This window comes from Nocardioides sp. JCM 18999 (assembly GCF_055391175.1).
This window is the reverse complement of record NZ_AP043887.1, coordinates 3,626,034-3,652,670: the sequence shown is the minus strand read 5'-3', so window position 1 is coordinate 3,652,670 and position 26,637 is coordinate 3,626,034. Positions and strand designations below refer to the sequence as shown.

Below are 26,637 nucleotides of genomic sequence, written 5' to 3'. Positions count from 1 at the left end.
CGACGAGACTTATTCAGCGACCTCGGAACGATCAAAGTTACCTATCTCACACTGCTATCTCAGTCCGCGAGCGGGCGCGGCCCCGGTCGGCCTACAGTGACTCGGGTGTCGTCCGAACCGCGCTGGCTCTCCCCCGATGAGCTCGAGACCTGGATGTCCCTCACCGTGATGCTGGCCCTGCTCCCGGGCGAGCTGGGTGAGCAGCTGCAGCGCGACGCCCAGCTCTCCTTCACCGAGTACTACGTCCTGGCCGGTCTGTCCGACGCCCCGGAGCGGACGATGCGGATGAGCCGGCTGGCACTGTTCGCCAACGCCGAGCTGTCCCGGCTCTCGCACATGGTCTCGCGGCTGGAGAAGCGTGGCCTGGTGCGGCGCGAGCCCGATCCGACCGACGGTCGGTACACGAACGCGATCCTCACCGACGCCGGAATGGCGCACATGGTCGAGGTCGCTCCGGGCCACGTCGCCCGGGTGCGCGAGCTGGTCTTCGACGCACTGACGCCCGCCGAGGTGGCGCAGCTGTTCGCGATCACCGAGAAGGTCAACCGTCGGATCAACCCCGACGAGTGCCTCTGAACCTCAGCTCGCCTGCGGCACGGCCAGCGTCGGGCGGAGGTAGGGGCCGGCCCAGGCGCTGATCACCTTCGCGGCGCGTTGGGCCCGGCCCGCCCTGGTGAGCAGGTGGTCGGCCTCCTCCAGGGAGACGAAGCTGCGCGGGTGGTGGGCGGCCATGAAGAGCTCGGTGGCGTGGTCCAGCCCGACGGTGGCGTCGACGGGTGAGTGCATCACCAGCAGCGGCCGTCCCAGCGTCGCGACCTGATCGAGGATCCGGGCCCGCCGGACGTCCTCGACGAACGCCCGCTTGAGGCTCAGGCACCTGCCGCCGACGTTCCACTCCACCTCGCCCTCGGCGATCGCCCGGTCGACCAGGGCTGCGTAGTGGTGCTCGACGTGGCTGGGGTCGCTCGGCGCGGCGATGGTGGCGACCGCGGCGACGCTCGGGGTGACGGCGGCGGCGGCGATCGCCGCGGCGCCGCCCCAGGAGTGGCCGACCAGCAGCCCGGCCGGCGTGCCCCGCTCGGCCATGAAGTCGATCGCGCGGACGGTGTCGGCGACCTTGACCGAGAAGGAGCCGTCGCCCCAGCTGCCCTCGGACTCGGCCAGGCCGAGCGCGTCGAAGCGGAGCATCCCGATGCCCTTCTCGGCGAGCTGACGGCAGACCCGGGCCGCGGCCGGACAGTCCTTGCCGAGGGTGAAGCCGTGGACGAAGACGCCCCAGCCACGGACCTTGCCCTCGGGCGGATCGATCAGACCGGCGAGGGTGGCGCCGGTCGAGCTGGTGAACCTCACGTGTTCTGGCACGCGACCGACTGTGCCGGACTCCGATCACCGGAAGGTGTGCTCGAGGTAAGGCCTTGCTCACACTTTCACTTGTGCGTGTCTTCACAAGTCGCGCGGGGATCGGCAAGGTGTCATCCATGAGCTATCCGCCGCCGCCCGTGCCCGCTCCCGCGCCCGTTGCTGCTCCCGCCTACGCCAGCTGGTTCTCCCGGGTCGGGTCGTTCCTGATCGACGTGCTCTGCTCCTGGATCGCCGGCATTCCGGCAGCGATCGGTGCCGTCCTGTTCTTCGCCGGCGCCGACACCGTCACCCACGAGGACGCGGACGGGATGACGGTGATCGACGAGTTCACCATGACCAACGCTGCGTGGGCCGGCGCGGTGATCGCCATCCTCGGCGTCGTCTTCATGATCGGGTTCCAGATCTGGAACCTGTGCGTCCGGCAGAGCCGCACCGGTTCCAGCCTGGGCAAGAGTGCGATGGGCACCGTCCTGATCAGGTCGGCCGACGGCCAGCACCTGGGAGTCGGGATGTGCTTCCTGCGCCAGATCCTGCACTTCCTCGACAGCCTGGTCTGCTACCTCGGCTACCTCTGGCCGATCTGGGACAACCAGCGTCAGACGTTCGCCGACAAGCTCGTCAGCTCGGTCGTGGTGAAGAAGCAGGCCTAACCGGCGACCGTCATCACGACCCGGGCTCGCCGGGTCGGGTCGATCCAGCGGTCGCGCTGGTGCAGCAGCCGCGCCATCGACCAGCCGGCCATCGGTGCGGCGACCAGCAGCGACGCCGGCCAGAGGTCGAGCTGGGCCAGCCCGCTGAAGACCATCCCGGTCAGGGTGGTCACGACCGCGAGCCGCGCCGAGTAGGCGACCATCGCCGCCGGCGGGGCGGGGGTGGCGCGGGCGGAGCGCAGGTCGACGGCGTACGGCGAGCGCTGGCTCCAGCGCAGGCTCCCGGAGACCACCTGCAGGACCACCACGATCCAGCAGCTCACCAGCGCGACCAGCTGGGCGGCGTCGGGACGACCGGCACGGAGCACCCCCAGTCCGAGGGTGATTGCCGAGGCGATCAGGAGGAACTCGGCCAGCACCCAGGCGCGGGCGGCGAAGACCAGGTCAGGATCGACCGGGAGGGTCTCGCGCCACAGGATCCCGCGGCCCTCCAACGTCCAGGCGTTGACCCCGAAGAGCAGCGCGCCGCCGGAGACGACCAGGCCGGGCAGGATCGTGAGCTGGTGCCAGGGCAGGGCACCGATCAGGGCGACCATGCCGGGGCCGAGGGCGAGCACCAGGACCCCCCGCCGCATCGGGACACCGCGCCAGACCGAGCTGCGGTCCATCCGGACGAGCATCCCGAGGTCGGTGCGCCCCGTCGGACGGGCCCGCAGGTGGCCGGTCTCGGCGCTGACCTCGTCCAGCGGCAGGTAGTGCGCGGCCAGGCTCGCCGGGATCGCACCGACCAGGGCGGCGACCACGAAGAGGACGAGGGTGACGGCGCAGGTGACGGCGCACTCCCACCCTCCGGCGACGTAGTGCACGAACAGGGTGCGGGTCCAGAAGCTGTCGAGGGCGTCGCTGAGGCGGTGGGTGATCAGCAGGACCGCGATCGCGGCCAGGCCCGCGCCGCCGATCAGGCGGACGACGAGGAGTCCGCGGGGCAGTCGGCGGATCAGCTCGACGGTCCAGGCGACCACCTGGCCGAGTGCCGTCGCGGCCAGGATCCAGCAGACCAGCCCGGCGAGCAGGGGTGGCGCGGTCTCGGGTCCGGCCGCGTACGAGGCGGCGCCGAGGAGCAGCCAGGTCTGGATCAGCCAGCCGATGTTGAACGGCGCGAGCAGCAGGGCACCGAGGTGGTCCGTGGTCGGCGAGACCGGGAACGCGACCAGCTGGTCGCGGGGGACGAGCTCGCGGCCACCGCCACTGGCGATCGCCGAGGCGATCGCGAGCAGCGCGAACCCGGCCATCGCGCTGGGGATCAGCAGCAGCGTGGTGAAGGCCCGACCGTCCTCTCCCGCTCCCGGCATGAGGGCCGGCACCACCATCGCCGCCAGGGTGATCGTGGTGAAGGTGAGGACCACCGCGATCCTGCGGCCGCGGTGGCGGGACGCCGTACGGAGGCGGAGGAGGTGGCGGACGTCGACCGCCGCCCGCAGGAACTCAGTCGAGGAGGCCGCGATAGACACGCGCGCCGTCCTCCCCGGCCATCTGGGCGGCGTCGAGGGTGGCGATGCCGGCGCCGCCGCGCAGCACGACGACGCTCGAGCAGGCCTCGATCGCGAGCTCGCGCAGGTGGGTGGAGACGAGCACGCAGGCGCCCCGGGCACGGGCGTCGTTGATCGTCTCCAGCGTGGCCTCGACGCCGATCGGGTCGACCCCGTCGAAGGGCTCGTCGAGCAGCAGGACGAAGGGTTCGTGGAAGGCGGCGAGCAGCACCGAGAGCCGGCGACCCATCCCGTGACTGAACCCGGAGGTCACTCGATGGGTGACGTCGCCGAGCTCGAAGCGTTCGAGGAGGTCTCGGGCACGGGTCTCCCATCCCGGCCCGAGACGCCGCAGTCGCGCCGACAGCTGCAGGTGCTCCCACGGGGTGGCCCGCGGGACCAGTCCTCCGATGTCGGGGCAGTAGCCCACGACCTGCTTCACCGCCAGCGCATGCGTCCCCACGTCGTGCCCCCCGACGACGACGCGCCCCGCGGTGGGTGGGACCACCCCCGCGAGCACACGCATCGTCGTCGACTTGCCCGCGCCGTTCCTCCCCAGGAGCGCGGTACTGCGACCAGCGGCTGCCGTGAGGTCGACGCCGGTTACGGCCTCGACCTCGCCGAAGCGGACGTGCAGACCCTCCACGTCCACCGCTGGCTCGGGGACTTGCTCTCTCATGACTGATCCTCCCGTCCGAGGCAGGTCGGTCACCACGGTCGCACGGTCGAAGGTCGTCTGACCATGGTGACTAGTCCCGTCGACCGTTCGGAGGACCTAGGTCCCGGCAGGGGGGGTCAGTCGGGTCAGTCGCAGGAGGCTGAGCTGACCGACCCGAGCAGGCCTGCCTCGCCGCCCTCCACGAAGGTGATCCGCGCCGAGCAGGCGCCGTGGTGGACGACCACCGACTCGCCGGGCACGATCTCGCCGAGCGTCATCGGCACGTCCACGACCTGGGGCGTGCTGACGTCGGCGGCGGCGCTGGCGAGGTCGAGGTCGGCGTAGGACTGACCCCGGTCGCTGCTCACCATCGCGAACCGGCGCGCGAGCTGGATCGCGCCCTTCTCGGTGGCCACGGCGCCGGTGGGGTCGGGGAGCGCGGCATAGAGCGCGGCGAGCTCGTCCTGGGTGTACTCCTGCTTGCCACAGGTGAGGCGCTGGCCGCCGTCGTACGTCCCGGTGAGCACGCAGCCGGTCTTCTCGTCCTTCCAGCCGCCGTCGCCGTTCTGGTCGGTGACGTCGGTCAGGCCGTCCGTGATCACCGGCGTCCCGACGTCGGCGAGGTCTCCGGAGAGCGCGAGGAACGCCTGCGCATCGGCGTCCGGGTTCGGTGCCGCCTCGTCCGAGGAGGAGCAACCGGCGAGAGCGATCACCGCGGTCAGGGCAGCGACGGCGGTGACGTGAGAGATGCGGGAGCAGCGCATGCCCGGATCGTGTCAGGGCACGGCCCTCGTTCACCGAGAAATCGGATCATTCATTAACAATCAGTCTTGACTGTTTGTTCGAACGGGCTCCAAGATGGGTGATGTGACCCAGGCCACCGTCCGCCTCTCGCAGGAGGAGCGCACCCGCGCGATGCGGGCCCGACTCCTCGATGCCTGCGTCGAGGTCGTCGTGGAGCGCGGATTCGCCGGGACGACGACGACGCTCGTCTCCGAGCGGGCCGGGGTCTCCCGGGGCGCCCAGCTGCACCACTTCCCCACCCGCAACGACCTGGTCTTCGCCGCGGTCGAGCACATCATGACCACCCGCGCCGCCGAGCTGGCGGTCGTCGGGGAGCGGCTGCCGCGCGGCTCGAAGCGGGTGCGCGCGGTGCTCCAGCTCTTCTCCGACCACTTCACCTCGCCGATGTTCACCGCCGCCCTCGAGCTGTGGGTCGGCGCCCGCACCGACCCCGACCTGCTCGCCCTGGTCGGTCCGCTGGAGCAGCAGGTCGGCCGCGACGCCCACCACCTCGCCGTCCGCCTGCTCGACGTCGACGAGTCCGTGCCCGGTCAGCGCGAGCTGATCCAGGCCACGCTCGACCTGATCCGCGGGCTCGGGCTCGCCTCGACGATCAGCGACGACACCCGCCGGCGCAGCCAGATCCTCGACCAGTGGGCCGTCGTGCTCGAGTCCCAGATCGTCCACCCGGAGGAGCGCTCATGAGCGTGCTCGACGAACTGCTGCGCGACCTCGCAGGAGAAGGTGACCGGCTCCGCGCCGCCGTCGCCGACCTCGACGAGGCGGGCTGGCGGACGCCTACCCCCGCCGCCGGGTGGGACGTCGCGACCCAGATCGCGCACCTGGCCTGGACCGACGAGATGGCCGTGCTCGCCACCCGCGCCGCCGGCGGCGACAAGGACGACTGGGACGCCGTCGTGCTGGAGGCGATCGGCGACCCTGAGGGATACGTCGACACCGAGGCGTTGGCAGGCGGCCTCGCCGCTCCCGCCGACCTGCTGGCCCGCTGGGACGCGTCCCGCTCGTCGCTGCCGGTGGCACTGCGCGCGACCGAGGGGAAGATGCCTTGGTTCGGGCCGCCGATGTCCCCGCCGTCGATGGCGACCGCCCGGCTGATGGAGACCTGGGCGCACGCGCTCGACGTCCACGAGGCGTTGGGACTCACCGCGGAGCGGACCGACGCGGTGCGCCACGTCTGCCACCTCGGCGTGCGCACCCGGGGCTTCTCCTACGTCGCCCGCGGGATGAACGCGCCCGACGTCGAGATCCAGGTGACGCTGGTGCTGCCGTCCGGCGACGTCGCGGTGTGGGGCCCCGACGACGCCCCGCAGACGGTCACGGGCTCCGCCTGGGACTTCGCCTGCCTCGTCACCCAGCGGGTGCACCGCACCGACACCGACCTCGTCGCCACCGGTGACGACGCCGAGGAGTGGCTCAACATCGCCCAGGCCTTCGCCGGCCCTCCGGGCACCGGAAGGGATCCCCGCTGATGACTGCACCTCTGATCGTCGCCAACTGCTCCGGCTTCTACGGCGACCGGCTCTCCGCGATGCGCGAGCAGCTCGAGGGCGGCCCGGTCGACGTCATCACCGGCGACTGGCTCGCCGAGCTGACCATGCTGATCCTGGGCAAGGACACGATGCGCGACCCGTCGCTGGGCTACGCCAAGACGTTCCTGACCCAGATGCGCGACTGCCTCACCCTCGCCCTGGAGCGCGGCGTGAAGATCGTCAGCAACGCCGGCGGCCTCAACCCGCGCGGGCTGGCCGAAGCGCTCGACCAGCTGGGCACGGGCGCGAGGATCGCCTGGGTCGACGGTGACGACCTGCGCGGCTCGGGCCTGTTCCCCGGCGCGCTGACCGCCAACGCCTACCTCGGCGCGTTCGGCATCGCTGACGCCCTCGCGGCCGGTGCCGATGTGGTCGTCACCGGCCGGGTGACCGACGCCTCGATCGTCGTGGGGCCGGCGATCTGGCACCACGGCTGGACCCGCGACTCGCTCGACGAGCTCGCCGGCGCGGTCGTGGCCGGGCACATCATCGAGTGCGGCACCCAGGCCTGCGGCGGCAACTTCGCCGGTCTCTTCGACGCGATCGCCTCCCGTCGCCTGGTCGACCCGACGGTGCCGTTCGGGTTCCCGATCGCCGAGATCGCCGCCGACGGATCCTCGGTGATCACCAAGCACGCCGGCACCGGCGGCCTCGTCACCGTCGACACCGTCTCGGCCCAGCTCTTCTACGAGATCCAAGGCACGTCCTACCTGAACCCGGACGTCACCACCGACCTGACCAGCATCGCGTTGGCCGAGGCCGGCCCCGACCGGGTGCTGGTCAGCGGCGTCACCGGGTCGAACCCGCCCGAGAAGCTCAAGGTCGCCGTCAACGAGCTCGGCGGCTGGCGCAACCAGGTCGAGTTCGTGCTGACCGGGCTCGACATCGAGCGCAAGGCCGAGCTGGTCCGGCTCCAGGTCGAAGCGAGCCTGCCCGCCGACCTGCGGCGGTCGTGGTCGTCGTACCGCGTGCCGGCGACCGACTCTGCGACCGAGGAGGGTGCCGCCACCCTGCTGCGCCTGACCGCCTGGTCCACCGACGCCGACGCCGTGGGCCGCGCCTTCACCGGCCCCGCGATCGAGCTCGTCCTGGCGTCCTACCCCGGCTTCCACGTCACCGCGCCTCCCGGGAAGCCCAGCGCCTACGGCGTCTACCGCCCCGAGTACGTCGCCCGCGACGCCGCCGTCGAGACGGTCCACTTCCTCGGTGAACTTGAGGAAAGTAACGTCGCAGGGCCGGTGAGCTGGGGCGAAGTCACCGACCCGACGCCCGTGCCGGCTGCACCGTTCGAGGGTGAGCTGCGCCGCGGCCCGCTCGGCGACCTGGTCTACGCCCGCAGTGGCGACAAGGGCGGCAACGCGAACATCGGGCTGTGGATCCCGGCCGACCGGCCCGACGCGGCCGTCGACTGGCTGCTCGCCACCGTCACGCCCGCGTGGATCCACACCCTGATGCCGGAGACCCGGAAGCTCGACGTGGAGGTCGTGCCGCTGCCCAACCTGCGCGGGGTCAACGTGATCATCCGCGACATCCTCGGCGCCGGCGTGGCCGAGGGCGTCCGGTTCGACCCGCAGGCCAAGGCCCTGGGCGAGTGGCTCCGCAGCAGGTACGTCGACCTCCCGGTGCTGCCGTGAACGACCTGTTCCACCTCGGAGCCACCTTTGCGACCCGTGAGGTGATCGACCACCTCGACGGCTGGGAGGACGCGGGTGAGATCCCTCGCTCCCTGCACCTCGCGGCGGGCAAGCAGGGGCTGCTGGGGATCGGCTTCGACGAGGCCGTCGGCGGTGAGGGCGGCACGCTGCTCGACAGCGTCGACCTGACCGAGGGACTGGTCTCGGCTGGCGCCAGCAGCGGCCTGCTCGCCGGGCTGTTCACCTGCGGGATCGCACTGCCTCACATCGCGAACCACGGGTCGGCGGAGCTGATCGATGACTACGTCCGTCCGACCCTGGCCGGCGAGAGGATCGGTAGCCTGGCGATCACCGAGCCCGATGCCGGCTCCGACGTCGCGCACCTGCGCACGACCGCGGTGCGCGACGGCGACCACTACGTCGTCAACGGCACCAAGACCTTCATCACCTCCGGCGTGCGGGCCGACTTCGTCACCGTCGCGGTCCGCACCGGCGGCACCGACCGTCCCGGGGCGAGCGGGATCAGCCTGCTCGTGATCGACAAGGACTCCCCCGGCTTCACGGTCACCCGCGCGCTGGCCAAGATGGGTTGGCACTGCTCCGACACCGCCGAGCTCTCCTTCGTCGACGTCCGCGTCCCGGTCGAGCACCTGGTCGGATCCGAGAACGAAGGGTTCGGCTACATCGCGGAGGCGTTCGTCTCCGAGCGGATCGCGCTGGCCGTCCAGGCGTACGCGATCGCCGCCCGCAGCCTGATGCTGGCGACGGCGTACTGCCGCGAGCGGGAGACGTTCGGGAAGCCGCTGATCAGTCGGCAGGTGGTGCAGCACAAGCTGGTCGAGATGCACCGCCAGGTGGAGGTCGCGCGCAGCTACACGCGCTCGGTCACCGAGCGCTACGTCGCCGCCGGATCGGTCGCCACTCCGCAGGCGATCGCCGACGCAGTTCTGGCTAAGCAGACAGCCGTTGAGGCCTCGCAGGCAGTCTGCGACGCCGCCGTACAACTCCACGGAGGGGCCGGGTATCTGCGCGGCACCGAGGTGGAGCGCCACTACCGGGACACCCGGATCCTGCCCATCGGAGGAGGAGCAACCGACGTGATGACCGATCTCGCCGCCAAGCTGTTGGGGCTGACCGCATGAGCACCGAGCAGCTCAGCAACCGGGACGCGATGCTGGACAAGCTCGCCGACCTCGACGCCGAGCACGCCAAGGCGGTCAACGCCGGTGCCAAGTACGTCGACCGGCACCATGCTCGCGGCAAGCTCACCGCCCGCGAGCGGATCGAGCTGCTGCTCGACGACGGCAGCCCGTTCCTGGAGCTGATGACCCTCGCCGGCTGGGGCACCGAGTTCACCGTCGGCGGATCGACCGTCACCGGCATCGGTGTCGTCTCCGGGATCGAGTGCATGATCGTGGCGCACGAGCCGACCGTGAAGGGCGGCACGATCAACCCGATCTCGATGAAGAAGACCGGCCGGGCGATGCAGATCGCCGAGGAGAACCACCTCCCGACCGTCACGCTCGTCGAGTCCGGCGGCGCCGACCTGCCGCACCAGAAGGACATCTTCCTGCCCGCGGGGCGGGGTTTCCGTGACATCACCCGGGCCAGCGCGCGCAAGCAGCCGACGGTCGCGCTGGTCTTCGGCAACTCGACCGCGGGTGGCGCCTACATCCCCGGGATGAGCGACCACATCGTGATGGTCGACGGCGGTGCCAAGGTGTTCCTCGGCGGTCCTCCGCTGGTCAAGATGGCCACCGGCGAGGAGTCGACCGACGAGGAGCTGGGCGGTGCGCAGATGCACGCCACCACCTCGGGCCTGGCCGACTACCTCGCCACCGACGAGCACGACGCGATCCGGATCGGTCGCCGCATCGTCGCCCGGCTCAACGTCTCCAAGAAGGGCGCACGCTTCACCGGCGCCTACGCCGAGCCGCTGCACGACCCCGAGGGCCTGCTCGACCTGATCCCGACCGACCTCAAGGAGCCGTTCGACCCCCGCGAGGTGATCCTGCGGCTCGTCGACGGTCCGAGCGAGACCAACGCCGTCTCGTTCGACGAGTTCAAGCCGTCGTACGGCCCCTCGCTCGTCACCGGGTGGGCGCGGATCCACGGTCGTCCGATCGGGATCCTCGCCAACGCGCAGGGGATCCTGTTCTCCAAGGAGGCGCAGAAGGCGACGCAGTTCATCCAGCTCGCCAACGCCACCGACACCCCGCTGCTCTTCCTGCACAACACCACCGGCTACATGGTCGGCAAGGAGTACGAGCAGGGCGGGATCATCAAGCACGGCGCGATGATGGTGAACGCGGTCTCCAACTCGTCCGTCCCGTCGATCTCGATCCTGATCGGTGCCTCCTACGGGGCCGGCAACTACGGCATGAACGGTCGCGCCTACGACCCGCGCTTCCTGTTCACCTGGCCCAATGCCAAGTGCGCCGTGATGGGGCCGACCCAGCTCGCCGGGGTGATGTCGATCGTCGCCCGCGGCGCCGCCGAGGCCAAGGGAGTGCCCTTCGACGAGGAGGCCGACGCCGCCACCCGCGCGTTCGTCGAGTCGATGATCGAGGAGCAGTCGCTGCCCTACTTCCTGTCCGGGATGGTCTACGACGACGGGATCATCGACCCGCGCGACACCCGCAACATCCTCGGCCTGTGCCTATCCGTCATCGAGAACCAGCCGATCGAGGGCACCCTCAACTTCGGCGTCTTCCGGATGTGAGATCTGTGTCTATTACTCGAGTCCTCGTCGCCAACCGCGCCGAGATCGCCTCGCGGGTCTTCCGCACCTGTCAGCGTCTGGGCATCAGCACCGTCGCTGTGTTCTCCGACGCCGACGAGGAGCTGCCGTACGTCGGCCACGCGGACCTCTCCGTCCACCTGCCCGGCAACACCCCGGCAGAGACGTACCTGCGCGGTGACCTGATCATCGCCGCGGCGCTGCGTGCCGGTGCCGACGCGATCCACCCCGGCTATGGCTTCCTGTCCGAGAACGCGGAGTTCGCCGCCGCGGTCGAGGAGGCCGGGCTGATCTGGATCGGGCCGTCCCCCGAGTCGATCGTCTCGATGGGCTCCAAGGTCGGTTCCAAGGAGATCATGCGCGCCGCCGGCGTCCCCGTCCTGGAGGCGCCCGAGCACCCGACCGAGGCCGACCTGCCCCTGCTGGTCAAGGCGTCCGCCGGTGGTGGCGGGCGCGGGATGCGGATCGTCCGCGAGCTCGCCGACCTGGAGAGCGAGATCGCGAAGGCGGCGGCCGAGGCCGAGTCCGCCTTCGGTGACGGCACCGTCTTCGTCGAGCCGTACGTCGAGGAGGGCCGCCACGTCGAGGTGCAGGTGATGAGCACCTTCGTCATCGGCGATCGCGACTGCTCGGTCCAGCGTCGCCACCAGAAGGTCGTCGAAGAGGCTCCTGCCTTCGGACTGCCCGACCACGTCCGCAGCGCGCTGCACGACGCGGCCCGGCACGCGGTCGAGGCGATCGACTACCGCGGCGCCGGCACGGTCGAGTTCCTCTACGACCCCGCCACCGAGCGGTTCTTCTTCCTCGAGATGAACACCCGTCTCCAGGTGGAGCATCCCGTCACCGAGGAGGTCACCGGCTTCGACCTGGTGGAGCTCCAGCTGATGGCTGCGTCGGCGCTCTCGATGCTGGTCACCGTCGGTGAGCCGAAGGGCCACTCGATCGAGGTCCGGCTCTACGCCGAGGACCCGGCCAACGACTACGCCCCGCAGACCGGACTGCTCACCGCCTTCGACATTCCCGGCGGTCCGGGGATCCGGGTCGAGACCGGCTTCGAGGCCGGCAGCACGGTCAGCACGTTCTACGACGCGATGCTGGCCAAGGTGATCAGCACCGCGGACACGCGGACCGACGCGGCACGGGCTCTGGCCGTCGTACTCCGGAAGGCGCGGATCCACGGGCTGACCACCAACCGTGACCAGCTGGTCGCGATCCTGGAGTCGCCGGAGTTCCTGGCCGAGGAGATCTCGACGAAGTTCCTCGCCACCGATTCCCGGGTCTCGACCCACCAGAACCCGGGACTCGGCACCCCAGAAGCCGCGACTCGGCTGGCGGCGGCGCTCGCGCTCACGGCGCGGGCCGACGCGCGACGGTCCGTCGCCACGGCGATGCCGACCAGCTGGCGCAACGTGCCCAGCCAGCCGCAGCGGATCGACTTCACCGACGAGACCTCGGCGGAGTTCCACGGCACCCGGACCGGTTTCACCTCCGAGACCGCCCGCGTGATCAGCGCGACGCCCGAACGCGTCGTGCTGGAGATCGACGGGATCCGCACCCGCTTCGACACCACGGTGCGCGGCCTGCCCGGCCACGAGCACGTGGACGTGGAGTCGGTGCACGGCCACGTCGCCCTCACCCGCACCCCGCGCTTCACCGAGCCCGGCGACCGGATCGAGGCGGGCAGCCTGCTCGCGCCGATGCCGGGCGCGGTCGTCGCCGTCCACGCTGCCGTCGGCGACGAGGTCGCCGAGGGTCAGCCCCTCCTCGTCCTCGAGGCGATGAAGATGCAGCACACCATCGCGGCGCCGCACGCCGGCGTCCTGGCCGAGCTCGACGTCAAGGTCGGCGACCAGGTCACCGGCGGCACCGTCCTCGCCGTCGTCCACCAACCCGAAGAGTCCACGCAGGAGCAGTCATGACCGCAACGTTCACCGAACCCGAAGAGCGCATCGAGCTCCGCAAGGCCGTCGCCAAGCTGGCCTCGAAGTACGGCCACGACTACCTCCTGACGAAGGCGCGCGCCGGGGAGAAGATGACCGAGCTCTGGCTCGAGCTCGGCAAGAACGGCTACCTCGGCGTCAACCTCCCCGAGGAGTACGGCGGCGGGGGCGGTGGGATCGGCGACGTGTCGGCGGTCCTGGAGGAGCTCGGCGCTGCTGGCTGCGGGACGCTGATGATGGTCGTCAGTCCCGCGATCTGCGGGACCGTGATCACCAAGTTCGGCACCGAGGCCCAGAAGCAGAAGTGGCTGCCCGGCATCGCCGACGGCACCGAGACGATGGCGTTCGCGATCACCGAGCCCGACGCCGGCACCAACAGCCACAACATCATCACCACCGCACGCCGCGACGGTGACGAGTGGGTGCTCAACGGCAAGAAGGTCTTCATCTCCGGCCTCGACGAGTCCAAGAACGCCCTCGTCGTGGCGCGCACCGAGGACGCCAAGACCGGCAAGCTCAAGCCCTGCCTGTTCATCGTCCCCACCGACGCCCCCGGCTTCGAGTGGACCCCGATCCCGATGGACTTCGTCATGCCGGAGACCCAGTTCCAGGTCTTCTTCGACGACGTCCGACTCCCTGCCGACGCCCTGGTCGGCGACGAGAACGGCGGCCTGGTGCAGCTGTTCGCGGGCCTCAACCCGGAGCGGATCATGGCGGCGTCCTTCTCCACCGGGATGGCACGCTACGCGCTGGCCCGCGCCGCCGAGTACGCCAAGGACCGTGAGGTCTTCGGCGCCCCCATCGGCTCGCACCAGGCGATCGCGCACCCGCTGGCCCAGGCCCACATCCAGGTCGAGCTGGCCCGGCTGATGACGCAGAAGGCCGCCGCGCTGGTCGATGCCGGCGAGGACATGGCGGCGGGCGAGGCGGCCAACATGGCGAAGTACGCCGCCGCCGAGGCGGGGGTGTTCGCGGTCGACACCAGCGTGCACACCTTCGGCGGCAACGGCCTGACCCAGGAGTACGGGATGGGGTCGCTGCTCGCGGCTGCTCGCGTGATGCGGATCGCACCCGTGAGCAAGGAGATGATCCTCAACTTCGTCTCGATGCACTCGCTGGGTCTGCCAAAGTCCTACTGATGGGCACTGAGACGACCGAGCTGGTCCACCTCGCGATCGCCGACGGGGTCGCCACGATCACGCTGGACTCCCCGCACAACCGCAACGCGCTCTCGCGTCAGCTGCTCACCGAGCTGAACACGGCGCTCGAGACGGCGGCTGCGGACGAGTCGGCGCTGGTCGTCGTCCTGACCAGCACCGACCGGGTGTTCTGCAGCGGCGCGGATCTGTCGGAGGCGAGCTCCACCCCGATGATCGAGGGGGCGCGGGCGATCGTGGCCCTGCAGCGCGCGATCCTCGCGCACCCGCTGCCGGTCGTCGTGGCGCTGCGCGGACCGGTGCGGGCGGGCGGCACTGGGATCGTGGCCGCCGCCGACATCGTGATCGCCAGCGAGGAGGCGAACTTCCAGCTCACCGAGGTGAAGCTCGGCCTGGCCCCGGCGGCGATCTCGCTGACGCTGCTCCCCCGGCTCAACAGCCGGGAGGCGGCGTACACGTTCCTGGCCGGTCAACCGTTCACCGCCGACTACGCCCAGCGTGCCGGACTGGTGACCAAGGTCGTCCCCGCCGCCCAGCTCGAGGCCATCACGGCTGCGGCCTGTGACGAGGTCACGACCGGCTCAAGGCAGGGGCTGCGCGAGACCAAGGGGCTGCTCAACGCCGCGATGATCGCCGACATCGATGCCCGGGGCGAGGAGATCGCCGCGCTCTCGGCGCGACTCTTCGACTCCGAGGAGGCGCACGCCGCGATGGCGAGGTTCCTCGCGCGTTGACCTGTTCGAACATCTGTTCGATCATGGTCGGGTGATCCTGCACGCCGACCTCGACTCGTTCTTCGCCTCGGTGGAGCAACGCGACGACCCCCGGCTGCGGGGTCGGCCGGTGATCGTCGGCGGAGGCGTGGTGCTCGCGGCCAGCTACGAGGCCAAGGCCTACGGCGTGAAGTCGGCGATGGGCGGTCGGATGGCCCTGGCCCGCTGCCCGGACGCGATCGTGGTGCCGCCCCGGTTCGAGGCGTACACCAAGGCGAGCAAGCGGGTCTTCGAGATCTTCAACGACACCACGCCGCTGGTCGAAGGGATCTCGATCGACGAAGCCTTCCTCGACGTCACCGGGCTGCAGCGCCTGGTCGGTCCCCCCGAGCAGATCGGCGCCACCCTGCGGACCCGGGTGAAGGACGAGGTCGGACTGCCGATCAGCGTCGGCATCGCCCGGACGAAGTACCTGGCCAAGATCGCCAGCGCGGTCAGCAAGCCCGACGGACTCCTGCTCGTCCCGGCCCACGGCGAGGAGCACTTCCTGCACCCCCTGCCGGTGGAGCGGCTCTGGGGCGTCGGCGCGATCACCGCGGCGAAGCTGCACGCCGAGGGCATCCGGACCATCGGGCAGCTCGCCCGCCGCGAGGAGACCGAGCTGGCGTTGTCGGTGGGCAAGGCGTCGGGCCGTCACCTGCACGCCCTGGCCAACCTGCGCGATCCGCGACCGGTCGAGGTCGGGCGGCGGCGCAGCTCGATCGGCTCCCAGAGCGCGCTCGGCAAGGGCCGGCGCAGTCACGAGGAGCTCGAGGTCATCCTGGCTGCCCTGGTCGACCGGGTCGGCAAACGCCTCCGGAAGGGCGAGCGCACCGGACGCACCTTCACCCTGCGACTGCGCTTCGACGACTTCACCCGCGCCACCCGCTCGGCGACCCTGGCTCACACGAGCGGTGCGACGCAGGTCTGGCTCGACACGGGCCGACGGCTGCTGCGCCAGGCCCAGCCGCTGATCGACGAACGCGGCTGCACCCTGCTCGGGATCAGCATCTCCGGCCTCAGCACCCGCGAGTACGAGCAGCTCGAGCTCCCGCTCTTCCCCGCCGCCACCCAGGGCGAGCAGCTCGACCGCACCCTCGACCAGCTCAAGGACCGCTTCGGCAAGGAGTCGGTCACCCGCGCCGTCCTGCTCAAGCAGTACGTCGGCCACGAAATGCCGACGCTCCCCGACCCAGGACCGACCACCTCTCCATAGTCAGGCAGAGGGGCAAGGCGTCTCCGCCGAAATGCCGAACGCTCCCCGACCATCAGGTCGAGGAGCGTCAGCGTGTCATCAGGATCAGCGGGCGCTGAAGGAAGCGGCGCTGTGCGAGCCGCCACCCTGGCCGCCGGAGCGACGCTGGCCGCCCCCGCCACCACCGGAGCGACGCTGGCCGCCACCGTTGCCACCGCTCTTGGGAGCACCGGACTTGGCGCCGCCGTTGCGGCTGCCACCGGAGCGCTGACCGCCCTGGCCACCGGACTTCGGAGCGCCGCCGCCGTTGCCGCCGGTGCCCTCCGTGGCCTGACGCTTGCGCGCGCGGCTGCCGGGACGGGACTTGCGGGTCGAGTCGCGCTCACCGGCGGGACGACGCGCGGGCTGCGGAGCCTCAGCGACCTCGAAGCCACCGGGACGCTCACGCTCGCCGGGGGCGACGGTGATCAGGATCGGGTGACCGACACCGTCGACGCGGGTGATCTGCGGCTTGATCCCGGCAGCCCGGGTCAGGTCGCGGACGTCCTTGACCTGGTCGTCGGTCATCAGCGTGACGACGGTGCCCGAAGCGCCGGCGCGAGCCGTCCGACCCGAGCGGTGCAGGTACGCCTTGTGCTCCGACGGCGGGTCGGCGTGCACCACGAGGGCGACGTCGTCGACGTGGATGCCGCGCGCGGCGATGTCGGTGGCCACCAGCGTGGTCGCCGTACCGGCGTGGAAGGCGTCCATGTTCCGGGTGCGGGCGTTCTGCGACAGGTTGCCGTGCAGGTCGACCGACGGGATGCCCTTGCCGTTGAGCTGGCGGGCGAGCGCCTTGGCGCCGTGCTTGGTGCGGGTGAAGATCACCGTGCGGCCCGGCGCGGCAGCCAGGTCGGCCAGCACCGCGACGCGCTGGTCACGGGCGCTGAGGTGGAAGACGTGGTGCTCCATCGTCGCGACCGGCGACTGGGCCGAGTCGGCCTCGTGCGTCACCGGGTTGGTCAGGAACTGCTTGACCAGCGTGTTGATGCCGTTGTCCAGCGTGGCGCTGAAGAACAACCGCTGGCCGCTCTTCGGCGTCTGGGACAGGATCCGGCGCACGCCGGGCAGGAAACCGAGGTCGGCCATGTGGTCGGCCTCGTCGAGGATGGTGACCTCGACCTGCGACAGGTCGCAGTGACCCTGCTTGATCAGGTCCTCGAGACGACCGGGGCAGGCCAGCACGATGTCCGCGCCGCGCTGCAGGCCGTTGACCTGCGGCACCTGGCCGACACCGCCGAAGACGGTCTGGAGCTTGAGCCCGTGCGCCGCAGCGAAGGGCTCGAGGGACTCCTTGATCTGACCGACCAGCTCACGCGTGGGGGCCAGGATCAGCGCACGCGGCTTGCGAGCGGCGGGGCGCTTGCCCGACTCGACCAGGCGGGCGACGAGCGGGATGAGGAAGGCGTAGGTCTTACCCGAACCGGTCCGGCCGCGGCCGAGGACGTCGCGTCCGGCGAGGCTGTCCGCCAGCGTGGCGGCCTGGATCGGAGTGGGGGTGGTGATGCCACGCTCGTCGAGAACGTGGACAAGGGAGGTGGGCACGCCGAAGCCGGCGAAGCCCTCAGAAACGACTGAAGACAAGAGAGATCTCACATCTGGCATGTCTCGCCAGGCATCCAACCTCACAGAATCGTGAGGCCGGGGGTCCGGGGATCCGGACTCTGGTCCGTCGAGCTCGTGGACCGAAGCTGGCAGCCGGAGGCAAGACTGGTGCCGACTGCTCTTCGACAGTACAGCGACGGGGGCGCCCTGGCCGAAACCAGGACGCCCCCGACGACGTGAGATGCGACTCACTCAGCCACCATCAGGCCGGGAAGGACTCGCCCTTCGCCGCCATCTCGAGCAGGTACGGCGTCGGCGCGAACCGCTCACCGTAGGCCGCCGCGAGCTCGTTGGCCCGCTTGATGAACGCGTCCAGACCGTACGTGCCGTCGGCCGCGTCGTAGCCCGTGATGAACTGCGCCGCACCACCGGTGGAGGCCGGGAACCCGATGCCGAAGATCGACCCGATGTTCGCGTGGGCGGCCGAGGTGACGACCCCCTCCTCGAACGTCTTCGCGGTCTCGATGGCCTCGATGAACATCAGCCGGTCCTTGATGTCGGCGATGCTCGGCTGGACCTCGGCCGGCGGGAACAGCTCAGCCAGGCCCGACCAGATCGAGCCCCGCTTGCCGTCCTCGTAGGTGTAGAACCCGGCGCCCTTGAGCTTGCCCGAGCGGCCGGCGGCGATGAGCTTGTTGGCCACCTTCTCCATCGCGCCCTCCTCCTCGATGCCGGCAGCCTCGCGGGTGGTCTTGGCGATCTTGACCATCAGCTCGAGGTTGAGCTCGTCGGCCAGCTGCAGCGGGCCGACCGGGTAGCCGGCCTGGGTGGCGGCGCGCTCGATCGAGTACGGGTGCACACCCTCGGCGAGGAGCTGGATGCCCTCGTTGATCGTGGTGCCGATGACGCGCGAGGTGTAGAACCCCCGCGAGTCGTTGGCGATCATCGGGGTCTTGCGGATCGCCAGCACCACGTCGTACGCCTTGGCGAGCGTCTCGTCGGAGGTCTCGGCGCCGCGGATGATCTCGACCAGCGGCATCTTGTCGACCGGCGAGAAGAAGTGCAGACCGATGAAGCGGCCGGCGGCGTTGGTGCCGTCGACGCCCTTGGCCAGCTCCGTGATCGGCAGGGTCGAGGTGTTGGAGCACAGCAGTGCGCCCTCGGCCAGGTGCGGCGCGATCTCGTTGAAGACCTTCTGCTTGAGCGCGACGTCCTCGAAGACGGCCTCAACGACGAGGTCCGCGCCGGCGGCGTCGGCGGCGTTGTCGGTCGCGGTGATCCGACCGAGCAGCTCGGCCGCCTTCTCAGCGGTGAGCTTGCCGCGCGAGACGGCCTTGTCGTTGATCCCGGCGGTGTAGGCCTTGCCGCGCTCGGCCGCCTCCAGGGAGACGTCCTTGAGCACGACCTCGACGCCGGCGCGGGCGAGCACGTAGGCGATACCCGCACCCATCATCCCGGCACCGAGCACGACCGCCTTGGTCGGCGTGTACTTCTCCACGCCGGCCGGGCGCAGGGCACCGGAGTTGATCGAGGACAGGTCGAAGAAGAACGCCTGGATGAAGTTCTTCGCCTGCTGGGACGTGACCAGGTTGACGAAGTAGCGGGTCTCGATCCGCGAGGCGGTGTCGAAGTCGACCTGCGCGCCCTCGACGACCGCGGAGAGGATCGCCTTGGGCGCCTTCACGTCGGCCTGCTTGAGCTGCTTGCGCAGGATCGGGGTGAGCGCGGGCAGGAAGCCGACCAGCGCCGGCGACGTCGGAGCGCCACCGGGGAGCTTGAAGCCGGGCTTGTCCCACGGCTGCAGACCGGCGCCCTCGACGCCGGCGTTCTCCAGCACCCACGCCTTGGCGCGAGCGACCACCTGGTCGGCGGGGACGACCTCGTCGACCAGACCCTTGGCCAGGGCGGCCTCGGGCTTGAACCGGGTGCCGGGCCCGACGATCTCGGTGAGGGTCTTGATCAGACCGAACATCCGGACCGAGCGGGTCAGACCGCCACCGGCGGGCAGCAGGCCGAGCGAGACCTCGGGCAGACCGATGTCGTAGCGGCCCTCGGCCGCGATCCGGCGGTTGGTGGCCAGCGTGATCTCCAGGCCACCGCCCAGGGCGGCGCCGTTGATCGCCGAGGCGACGGGCTTGTCGAGCAGCTCCAGCTTGCGCAGGGTGGCCTTGATCCCCTCGCACTCGGCGAAGATCTCGGCGCTGTTCTCACGGCGAGCGCCCATCATGTTCTTCAGGTCGCCACCGGCGAAGAAGGTCTTCTTCGCGCTGGTGATGACGACGCCCTTGATCGAGTCGGCCTCGGCGACGACGCGGTCGATCGCCGCCTCCATCGATGACTTGTAGAGGGCGTTCATCGTGTTCGCCGACTGGTTCGGGTCGTCCAGCGTCAGGGTGACGATGCCGTGCGCGTCGACGTCGTACTTCACTGCGGTTTCAGTCATTGTCATTCCTCTCAGACCAGCTCGACGATCGTGGCGATACCCATGCCGCCGCCGACGCAGAGCGTGGCGAGGCCACGCTTCTTGCCGCGACGCTGGAGCTCGTCGACGAGCGTGCCCAGGATGATGGCGCCGGTGGCACCGAGCGGGTGACCCATCGCGATCGCACCACCGTTGACGTTGGTGACGTCGTGGCTGATGCCCATGTCGCGCATGAAGCGCATCGCGACGGCGGCGAACGCCTCGTTGATCTCCCACAGGTCGATGTCGTCGACGGTGAGACCGGCCTTGGCCAGCGCCTTGCGGGCGGCCGGGGCCGGACCGGTCAGCATGATCGTCGGGTCCGCGCCGGAGACGGCGGCGGAGATGATCTTGGCGCGCGGGGTCAGCCCGAGCTCACGCCCGACCTCCTCGGACCCGATCAGGGTCAGTGCGGCGCCGTCGACGATGCCGGAGCTGTTGCCGGCGTGGTGGACGTGGTCGATCTTCTCGATCCAGTGGTACTTCGACAGCGCGACGTCGTCGAAGCCGGCCTCCTGGCCGGGGGTGACGAAGCTGGGCTTCAGGCCGGCGAGGCCCTCGGCGGTGGTGCCGGGGCGGACCAGCTCGTCGTGGTCGAGGACGACCTGACCGTTCTGGTCGACGACGGGGATGACGCAGTCCTTGTAGTAACCGGCCTCCCAGGCCGCGGCGGCACGGGCGTGCGACTCGGCGGCGTAGGTGTCGACGTCGGTGCGGCTCCAGCCCTCGATCGTGGCGATCAGGTCGGCGCCGATGCCCTGCGGGATGAAGTCGGTGGCGAGCGCGGTGGCCGGGTCGAGCGCCCAGGCGCCGCCGTCGGAGCCCATCGCGACGCGGCTCATCGACTCCACGCCGCCGGCGATGATCAGGTCCTCGAACCCACCGCGGACGCGCGAGGCGGCCTGGTTCACGGCCTCGAGGCCGGACGCGCAGAACCGGTTGAGCTGCACACCGGCGGTGGTCTCGGGCAGACCCGCGGCGAGCGCGGCGGTCTTGGCGATGTCGCCGCCCTGGTCGCCGATCGGGCTCACGACGCCGAGAACGATGTCGTCGATCCGCTCGACGTCGAGGGAGGGGTTGCGCTTGCGCAACTCGTCGATCAGCCCGACCACGAGGTCGACGGGCTTGACCTCGTGGAGGCCCCCGGTCTTCTTGCCGCGGCCGCGGGGCGTGCGGACGTGGTCGTAGATGAATGCTTCAGCCATGCGGCCAATCATGACACCAAAACTGTCAGGATCAACCCCGAGTCGGTGAACGTCTCAGGGAACGCGGGACAACGAACGGGAGATCGCCCGGTTCATCGCCCCCTGGAACGCCACGACGATCGCCTGCACGGTGAGCTCACGCAGCCGCGGCACGCCCTTCTCCATCAGATCGGCCTCCTCGGGGGTGTGCTCGATCTTGACGAAGGGGGCGACGATCTGGCTGCGGAAGATCTGGTCGAGCTCCTCGGCCAGGTCGTCCATGTGCCGCTGGGTCGCCTCGTGAGCGGCGGCGAGGGCATCACGTGGCAGGCCCAGGGCACGCAGCTCGCGGGCGATGTCGGCCTGGATCTCGCGCGCCGACCCGTTGGTCCACGACGTGATCATCGCCCGCTGCATGGAGAGGTCCTCGGGCGTCGCACCGACGCCGCGGTGCTCGAGGTAGCGGCCGATCGCCTCGAGGGTGAATCCGTGCACCTGGAGCGCGGTGATCAGCTCGAGCCGGGCGCGGTGCAGGGCGCCGTACACCGCGACGCGTCCCTCGCGACCAGGAGCGGGCAGCAGGCCGAGTCCGGTGTAGTAGCGGATGTTGCGCACCGTGTGACCGGTGAGCTCCGCCAGCTCCTCGACCGTGTATCGCTCCACTCCCATGGCCGTGGACGCTAGCATCGTGACAGTCCTACTGTCAGTCTCCTGGCCGTGACCCGGCCGACGAAGGAGTGTCATGCCCATCACCCCGACCATCTACGAAGCCGAGCACGAGGACTTCCGCTCGACCGCGCGAGCCTTCCTGGAGAAGGAGGTCGTGCCCTTCCACGACCAGTGGGAGAAGGACGGCATCGTCCCGCGCGACCTCTGGATCAAGGCGGGCGACGCAGGGCTGCTCTGCTTCGACGTCGCCGAGGAGTACGGCGGCCCGGGGATCAAGGACTTCCGGTTCAACTCGGTCTTCCACGAGGAGATGAGCAAGGTCGGCGCGAGCGGACCGGGCTTCTTCGTCCACACCGACATCATCGTTCCCTACATCTCCCACCTCGGGACCGAGGAGCAGAAGCAGCGCTGGCTGCCGGGCTGCGTCTCGGGCGAGATCATCACCGCGGTCGCGATGACCGAGCCCGGTGCCGGCTCCGACCTGCAGGGCATCCAGACCCGCGCGGTGCTCGACGGCGACCACTACGTGCTCAACGGGTCGAAGACGTTCATCTCGAACGGGATCCACGCCGACCTGGTGATCGTGGTCTGCAAGACGGACCCGAGCGCGGGCGCCAACGGGGTCTCGCTGCTCGTCGTCGAGCGCGGCATGGAGGGCTTCGAGCGCGGCCGGAACCTGGACAAGATGGGGATGAAGGCGCAGGACACCGCCGAGCTCTCCTTCACCGACGTCCGCGTCCCCAAGGAGAACCTGCTCGGGCCCGAGGGCTCCGGGTTCATCTCGTTGATGACGCTGCTGCCGCAGGAGCGGATCTCGGTGGCCTCCATCGCGGTGGCCGCGATCGAGTCCGCGCTGGAGCTCTCGCTCGACTACGCCCGGACGCGGACCGCGTTCGGCAAGCCGATCGGTCGCAACCAGTCGATGGCGTTCACGCTGGCCGAGATGGCGACCGAGGCGCACATCGCCCGGGTCTTCCTCAACGACGCGATCACGCAGCTCAACGCCGGCACCGCCGACACCGCGCTGGCGTCGATGGCGAAGTGGTGGACCACCGAGCTGCAGAAGAAGATCATCGACCAGGGCGTCCAGATCCACGGCGGCTACGGCTACATGATGGAGTACCCGATCGCGAAGGCCTACGTGGACAGCCGGATCCAGACGATCTACGGCGGCACCACCGAGATCCAGAAGCTGATCATCAGCCGCTCCCTCAACCTCTGAGGGAGCGGCCGACGGGCTCACCGACCGGCGGTCAGAGCAGGTTCTCGACCAACGGGGTCGGTGAGCCGAACCGGTGCGCGGTGACAGCGATCGCCTGCTCGTGCAGGAAGGTGAGCAGCTCGATCCGGCCGGACTGGACGGCGGGCTGGGCGTAGAGCGCGATGTCGACGCGACCGTTGCTCGCCTCGGCGAACGCCTGACGGCTGCCGCCGATCAGGCGCACCCGCGACGGAGCGTGGGGACCCTGCAGGCGGGCGGCCCACGCGGCGGTGTCCTCGACCACGACGGTCGCGCCGATGCCCTCGAGCGCGGCGTGCACGGTCGCGTCGATGGGGGCCGCCGTGGAGACGGTCAGCGTCGATCCGGCGAGCAGTCCGGCCGCAGCCACGCGGACCAGCTCGCAGGTCGCCTCGGCCTCGTGGGTCGACACGTCCTCCATCCGGATGGTCACCGGGACCGGGCAGTAGCGGAACAGGTTCTTCTCGGCGAGCAGCGCGCTGGGGTCGCTGACGACGCCGTACTCGGCCATCCACGCCGCGGCGTCGGAGCCGGCCGCCTGCTCGAGCTTCTCGCAGACCGGACCGGCGAACCCGGTCGCGTCGAGGAACGCCGCGACCGCCGGGCTGATCGGCTCCCCGTGCTGCGCGGGAGCGGGAGCCCAGTCGCTGAGCCCGATCAGGTACTGCGGACCACCGGCCTTGGTGCCGGCACCGACGGCCGACTTCTTCCAGCCGCCGAACGGCTGACGGCGTACGACGGCGCCGACCGTGGAGCGGTTGACGTAGAGGTTGCCCGCCTGGACACCGGTCTCGGGGTCGAGCCACTGCTCGATCTCGGTGCGCTCGAGCGAGTGCAGACCGGCGGTCAGGCCGTAGTCGCTGCCGTTCTGGAGCGCGATCGCCTCGGTCAGGGACTCGGCCTCCATCAGACCCAGCACGGGGCCGAAGTACTCGGTGCGGTGGAACTCGCTGCCGGGCTTGACGCCGATCTTGACGCCCGGGGACCAGAGTCGCCCGGTCTCGTCGAGCCGGCGCGGCTCGACCAGCCAGGACTCACCCGGCGCGAGCGTGGTCAGGGCGGAGAGCAGCTTGCCCGACGCCGGCTCGATGAGCGGACCCATCTGCGTCGTGGCGTCGCTCGGCAGGCCCACCCGGAGTGACGAGACGGCGTCGACGAGCTGGTGGCGGAAGCGGTCCGAGCGGGCGACCGAGCCGACCAGGATGCCCAGCGAGGCGGCCGAACACTTCTGGCCGGCGTGACCGAACGCGGAGTAGACGAGGTCCTTGACCGCCAGGTCGAGGTCGGCGTGCGGGGTGACGATGATCGCGTTCTTGCCCGAGGTCTCGGCCAGCAGCGGCAGGTCGGAGCGGAAGCGACGGAACAGCTCGGCGGTCTCGAAGGCACCGGTGAGGATGAGGCGGTCGACCTCGGGGGCTTCGATCAGCGCCTGACCGACACCGTTCTCGGGAGCGTGCACGAGGGTGAGGACGTCGCGCGGGACGCCGGCCTCCCAGAGCAGCTCGGCGACCATCGACCCACAGCGCGCGGCCTGCGGCGCGGGCTTGAGGATCACGGCCGACCCGGCGGCCAGCGCCGCGGCGACGCCGCCGGTCGGGATGGCGACCGGGAAGTTCCACGGCGGGGTGACCACGGTGAGGCCGACCGGGACCGCGGTCGCGCCGTCGACGGAGTCGAGCTCGACGGCCAGGTCGGCGTAGTAGCTGAGGAAGTCGACGGCCTCGGAGATCTCCGGGTCGCCCTGGTCGATGGTCTTGCCGGCCTCGGAGCCGGAGACCTCGAGCAGGTCGCCCCGGCGGCGCTCGAAGAGCACCGCGGCGGCACGCAGCACCTCGGCGCGCTCGGCACCGGTGCGGGCCGCCCAGGCCGTGCCGGCCTCGCGGGTGGAGGCGATCTTCGCCCTCATCGTCGGGACGTCGGTGACGGCATGCGCGGCGACGAGGTCGACGCCCAGCTGGGAGTCGGCGATCCGGTCGATGATGGCCGCGGCCCAGGCCCGGTTGGCCGGGAGCGCCGGGTCGGTGTCGGAGGCGTTGCTGAAGCCGGTCGGGGCTGCGAGCGCACCCGGGGCGGCCTCCCAGGCGCGGTTCTGCGTCCGGTTCGGCGGCGGCACCGAACCGTCGACGGCGGTCAGCGAGTCGACGAAGCGCTGCGACTCGCGCAGGAACAGCGCGGAGTCGGTGTGCAGGTCGAAGACGGCGGACATGAAGTTGTCCTGGCTCGCACCCTCCTCGAGGCGGCGCACGAGGTAGGCGATCGCGACGTCGAAGTCACGCGGGTGCACGACCGGCACGTAGAGCAGCAGCCCGCCGACGGTCTCGCGGACCGCCTCGGCCTGGCCCTCGGCCATGCCGAGCAGCATCTCGAACTCGATCCGGTCCCGGACGCCGCGCTGGCCGGCGAGCACCCAGGCGTAGGCGATGTCGAAGAGGTTGTGGCCGGCGACGCCGAGACGGACGTTGGCCATCCGCTGCGGGGTGAGGGCGTAGTTGAGCACGTTCTTGTACGACGTGTCGGAGTCCTGCTTGGAGCCCCACGTGACCAGCGGCCAGCCGGTCAGCGAGCTCTGCACCCGCTCCATCGGCAGGTTGGCGCCCTTGACCAGACGGACCTTGATCGCGGCGCCACCGTTCGCGCGGCGCTCCGCGGCCCAGTCCTGGAGCCGGATCATCGCGGCCATCGCGTCGGGCAGGTAGGCCTGCAGCACGATGCCGGCCTCGAGGTGCTGCATCGCGGGCAGGTCGAGGATGCGGGTGAAGACGTCGATCGTCAGATCGAGGTCGTGGTACTCCTCCATGTCCAGGTTGATGAACTTCGCCCGCCCGTGGTGCGCCTCGGTGGCGGCGTACTCGTAGAGCGGGAGCAGCCGGTCGACGATGTGGTCGACGGCGTCGTCGTAGGCCCACGGCGAGTGCGGCGCGACGGGCGAGGAGACCTTGATCGAGACGTAGTCGACGTCGGGGCGCTCGAGCAGACGCTTGGTCCCCTCGAGGCGACGGTTCGCCTCGGCCTCACCGAGCACGGCCTCGCCGAGCAGGTTGAGGTTGAGACTGACGCCGCGATCGCGCAGGCGCTTGATCGCGCTGCCGAGACGGCGGTCCGAGGCGTCGATCAGCAGGTGACCGACCATCCGGCGCAGCGCGAGCCGGGCGAGCGGGATGACGAACCACGGAGCGACCACGGAGAGCATCGCGCCGAGCTTGAGCGCGGCGCGCAGGTGCCAGGGCAGGAACTTCGGCGCCAGCGGGACGAGCTCACGCAGTGCCGCGGCAGCGACGTCGAGGTCCTCGGGGCGGATCACCCGGTCGACGAAGCCGACGGTGAAGTCGAGGCCCTGCGGGTCCTTGAGCACGTCGGCCAGGCGGCGTGCCGACGGATGGACCGGGTACTGCGCGGCGCTCTCCAGCCAGGCGGCGACCTGGGCCTCCACCTCGGGGAGGCTCTCGGTCCCGAGGATCTCGAACTGCGTCGGCGGCGGGGCGATGCTCATCCTCCCATCCTCCGTCCCTAGACTCATCAGGTAAAGCGATGTTTGGTGACCGATAAGCA

General features: G+C 70.4%; 21 protein-coding genes. 12 read left to right on the top strand and 9 right to left on the bottom strand.

What is annotated here, in order from left to right:
• Positions 1-105 precede the first annotated feature (105 nt).
• Entirely contained in the window at positions 106-576 is a 471-nt protein-coding gene (locus tag ACZ5J1_RS18030) for a MarR family winged helix-turn-helix transcriptional regulator (RefSeq protein WP_464561025.1), read from the top strand.
• Between the two features lie 3 nt (positions 577-579).
• On the opposite strand, the gene ACZ5J1_RS18025 is transcribed toward ACZ5J1_RS18030, so the two are convergent.
• Entirely contained in the window at positions 580-1,362 is a 783-nt protein-coding gene (locus tag ACZ5J1_RS18025) for an alpha/beta hydrolase family protein (protein WP_464561023.1), read from the bottom strand.
• Positions 1,363-1,478: 116 nt separating this feature from the next.
• Between ACZ5J1_RS18025 and ACZ5J1_RS18020 the strand changes: the two genes are divergently transcribed.
• Entirely contained in the window at positions 1,479-2,012 is a 534-nt protein-coding gene (locus ACZ5J1_RS18020) for an RDD family protein (protein WP_464561021.1), read from the top strand.
• On the opposite strand, the gene ACZ5J1_RS18015 is transcribed toward ACZ5J1_RS18020, so the two are convergent.
• The 3 genes from ACZ5J1_RS18015 to ACZ5J1_RS18005 form a co-directional block, all read right to left on the bottom strand.
• Positions 2,009-3,523, bottom strand: coding sequence for a hypothetical protein (locus ACZ5J1_RS18015; protein WP_464561019.1), 1,515 nt, complete (start codon positions 3,521-3,523; stop codon positions 2,009-2,011). The two genes, ACZ5J1_RS18020 and ACZ5J1_RS18015, sit on opposite strands and share 4 nt — an antisense overlap.
• Positions 3,498-4,220, bottom strand: a complete 723-nt coding sequence (locus ACZ5J1_RS18010; protein ID WP_464561017.1) for an ABC transporter ATP-binding protein — start codon at positions 4,218-4,220, stop codon at positions 3,498-3,500. The genes ACZ5J1_RS18015 and ACZ5J1_RS18010 overlap by 26 nt, the downstream gene beginning before the upstream one ends.
• Positions 4,221-4,345: 125 nt before the next feature.
• Positions 4,346-4,963: a hypothetical protein gene (locus tag ACZ5J1_RS18005; protein WP_464561015.1), complete on the bottom strand. Its 618-nt coding sequence runs from the start codon at positions 4,961-4,963 to the stop codon at positions 4,346-4,348.
• A gap of 94 nt (positions 4,964-5,057) precedes the next feature.
• Between ACZ5J1_RS18005 and ACZ5J1_RS18000 the strand changes: the two genes are divergently transcribed.
• From ACZ5J1_RS18000 to dinB, 9 genes are read left to right on the top strand one after another with little or no spacing between them, the layout of a single operon-like run.
• Positions 5,058-5,687, top strand: a complete 630-nt coding sequence (locus tag ACZ5J1_RS18000) for a TetR/AcrR family transcriptional regulator (protein WP_464561013.1) — start codon at positions 5,058-5,060, stop codon at positions 5,685-5,687.
• Entirely contained in the window at positions 5,684-6,472 is a 789-nt protein-coding gene (locus ACZ5J1_RS17995; protein WP_464561011.1) for a TIGR03084 family metal-binding protein, read from the top strand. Before ACZ5J1_RS18000 ends, ACZ5J1_RS17995 begins: the two co-directional genes overlap by 4 nt.
• On the top strand, positions 6,472-8,166 hold the full coding sequence (locus tag ACZ5J1_RS17990; RefSeq protein WP_464561010.1) for an acyclic terpene utilization AtuA family protein: 1,695 nt from the start codon (positions 6,472-6,474) through the stop codon (positions 8,164-8,166). Before ACZ5J1_RS17995 ends, ACZ5J1_RS17990 begins: the two co-directional genes overlap by 1 nt.
• Positions 8,167-8,171: 5 nt before the next feature.
• Complete coding sequence (locus ACZ5J1_RS17985; RefSeq protein ID WP_464564816.1) at positions 8,172-9,308, top strand: acyl-CoA dehydrogenase family protein; 1,137 nt, start codon at positions 8,172-8,174, stop codon at positions 9,306-9,308.
• The gene (locus ACZ5J1_RS17980) at positions 9,305-10,888 is read left to right on the top strand and encodes an acyl-CoA carboxylase subunit beta (RefSeq protein WP_464561008.1); all 1,584 of its coding nucleotides are present in this window, start codon (positions 9,305-9,307) and stop codon (positions 10,886-10,888) included. Before ACZ5J1_RS17985 ends, ACZ5J1_RS17980 begins: the two co-directional genes overlap by 4 nt.
• A 5-nt stretch (positions 10,889-10,893) precedes the next feature.
• Positions 10,894-12,825 carry an acetyl/propionyl/methylcrotonyl-CoA carboxylase subunit alpha gene (locus ACZ5J1_RS17975; RefSeq protein ID WP_464561006.1) on the top strand — a complete coding sequence of 644 codons (1,932 nt, stop codon included), beginning with the start codon at positions 10,894-10,896 and terminating at the stop codon, positions 12,823-12,825.
• Positions 12,822-13,985 carry an acyl-CoA dehydrogenase family protein gene (locus ACZ5J1_RS17970; protein WP_464561004.1) on the top strand — a complete coding sequence of 388 codons (1,164 nt, stop codon included), beginning with the start codon at positions 12,822-12,824 and terminating at the stop codon, positions 13,983-13,985. Before ACZ5J1_RS17975 ends, ACZ5J1_RS17970 begins: the two co-directional genes overlap by 4 nt.
• Positions 13,985-14,737, top strand: a complete 753-nt coding sequence (locus ACZ5J1_RS17965; protein ID WP_464561002.1) for an enoyl-CoA hydratase-related protein — start codon at positions 13,985-13,987, stop codon at positions 14,735-14,737. Before ACZ5J1_RS17970 ends, ACZ5J1_RS17965 begins: the two co-directional genes overlap by 1 nt.
• Positions 14,738-14,768: 31 nt before the next feature.
• Complete coding sequence (dinB, locus tag ACZ5J1_RS17960) at positions 14,769-15,971, top strand: DNA polymerase IV (protein ID WP_464561000.1); 1,203 nt, start codon at positions 14,769-14,771, stop codon at positions 15,969-15,971.
• An 84-nt stretch (positions 15,972-16,055) separates the two neighbouring features.
• Here the strand turns inward: dinB and ACZ5J1_RS17955 are convergent, their stop codons facing one another.
• The 4 genes from ACZ5J1_RS17955 to ACZ5J1_RS17940 all read right to left on the bottom strand — a co-directional run bounded on the left by ACZ5J1_RS17955 (position 16,056) and on the right by ACZ5J1_RS17940 (position 21,848).
• Positions 16,056-17,534: a DEAD/DEAH box helicase gene (locus tag ACZ5J1_RS17955; RefSeq protein WP_464560998.1), complete on the bottom strand. Its 1,479-nt coding sequence runs from the start codon at positions 17,532-17,534 to the stop codon at positions 16,056-16,058.
• A 262-nt stretch (positions 17,535-17,796) separates the two neighbouring features.
• Positions 17,797-19,977, bottom strand: coding sequence for a 3-hydroxyacyl-CoA dehydrogenase NAD-binding domain-containing protein (locus ACZ5J1_RS17950; protein WP_464560996.1), 2,181 nt, complete (start codon positions 19,975-19,977; stop codon positions 17,797-17,799).
• Between the two features lie 11 nt (positions 19,978-19,988).
• Complete coding sequence (locus ACZ5J1_RS17945; RefSeq protein WP_464560995.1) at positions 19,989-21,200, bottom strand: acetyl-CoA C-acetyltransferase; 1,212 nt, start codon at positions 21,198-21,200, stop codon at positions 19,989-19,991.
• Positions 21,201-21,254: 54 nt separating this feature from the next.
• A complete protein-coding gene (locus tag ACZ5J1_RS17940; RefSeq protein ID WP_464560993.1) occupies positions 21,255-21,848 on the bottom strand; it encodes a MerR family transcriptional regulator in 594 nt (197 codons plus the stop codon).
• Positions 21,849-21,921: 73 nt separating this feature from the next.
• On the opposite strand from ACZ5J1_RS17940, the gene ACZ5J1_RS17935 reads away from it, so the two are divergent.
• Positions 21,922-23,070, top strand: a complete 1,149-nt coding sequence (locus tag ACZ5J1_RS17935; RefSeq protein WP_464560991.1) for an acyl-CoA dehydrogenase family protein — start codon at positions 21,922-21,924, stop codon at positions 23,068-23,070.
• A 31-nt stretch (positions 23,071-23,101) separates the two neighbouring features.
• On the opposite strand, the gene ACZ5J1_RS17930 is transcribed toward ACZ5J1_RS17935, so the two are convergent.
• Positions 23,102-26,578, bottom strand: a complete 3,477-nt coding sequence (locus tag ACZ5J1_RS17930; RefSeq protein ID WP_464560990.1) for a bifunctional proline dehydrogenase/L-glutamate gamma-semialdehyde dehydrogenase — start codon at positions 26,576-26,578, stop codon at positions 23,102-23,104.
• Between the last annotated feature and the right edge of the window lie 59 nt (positions 26,579-26,637).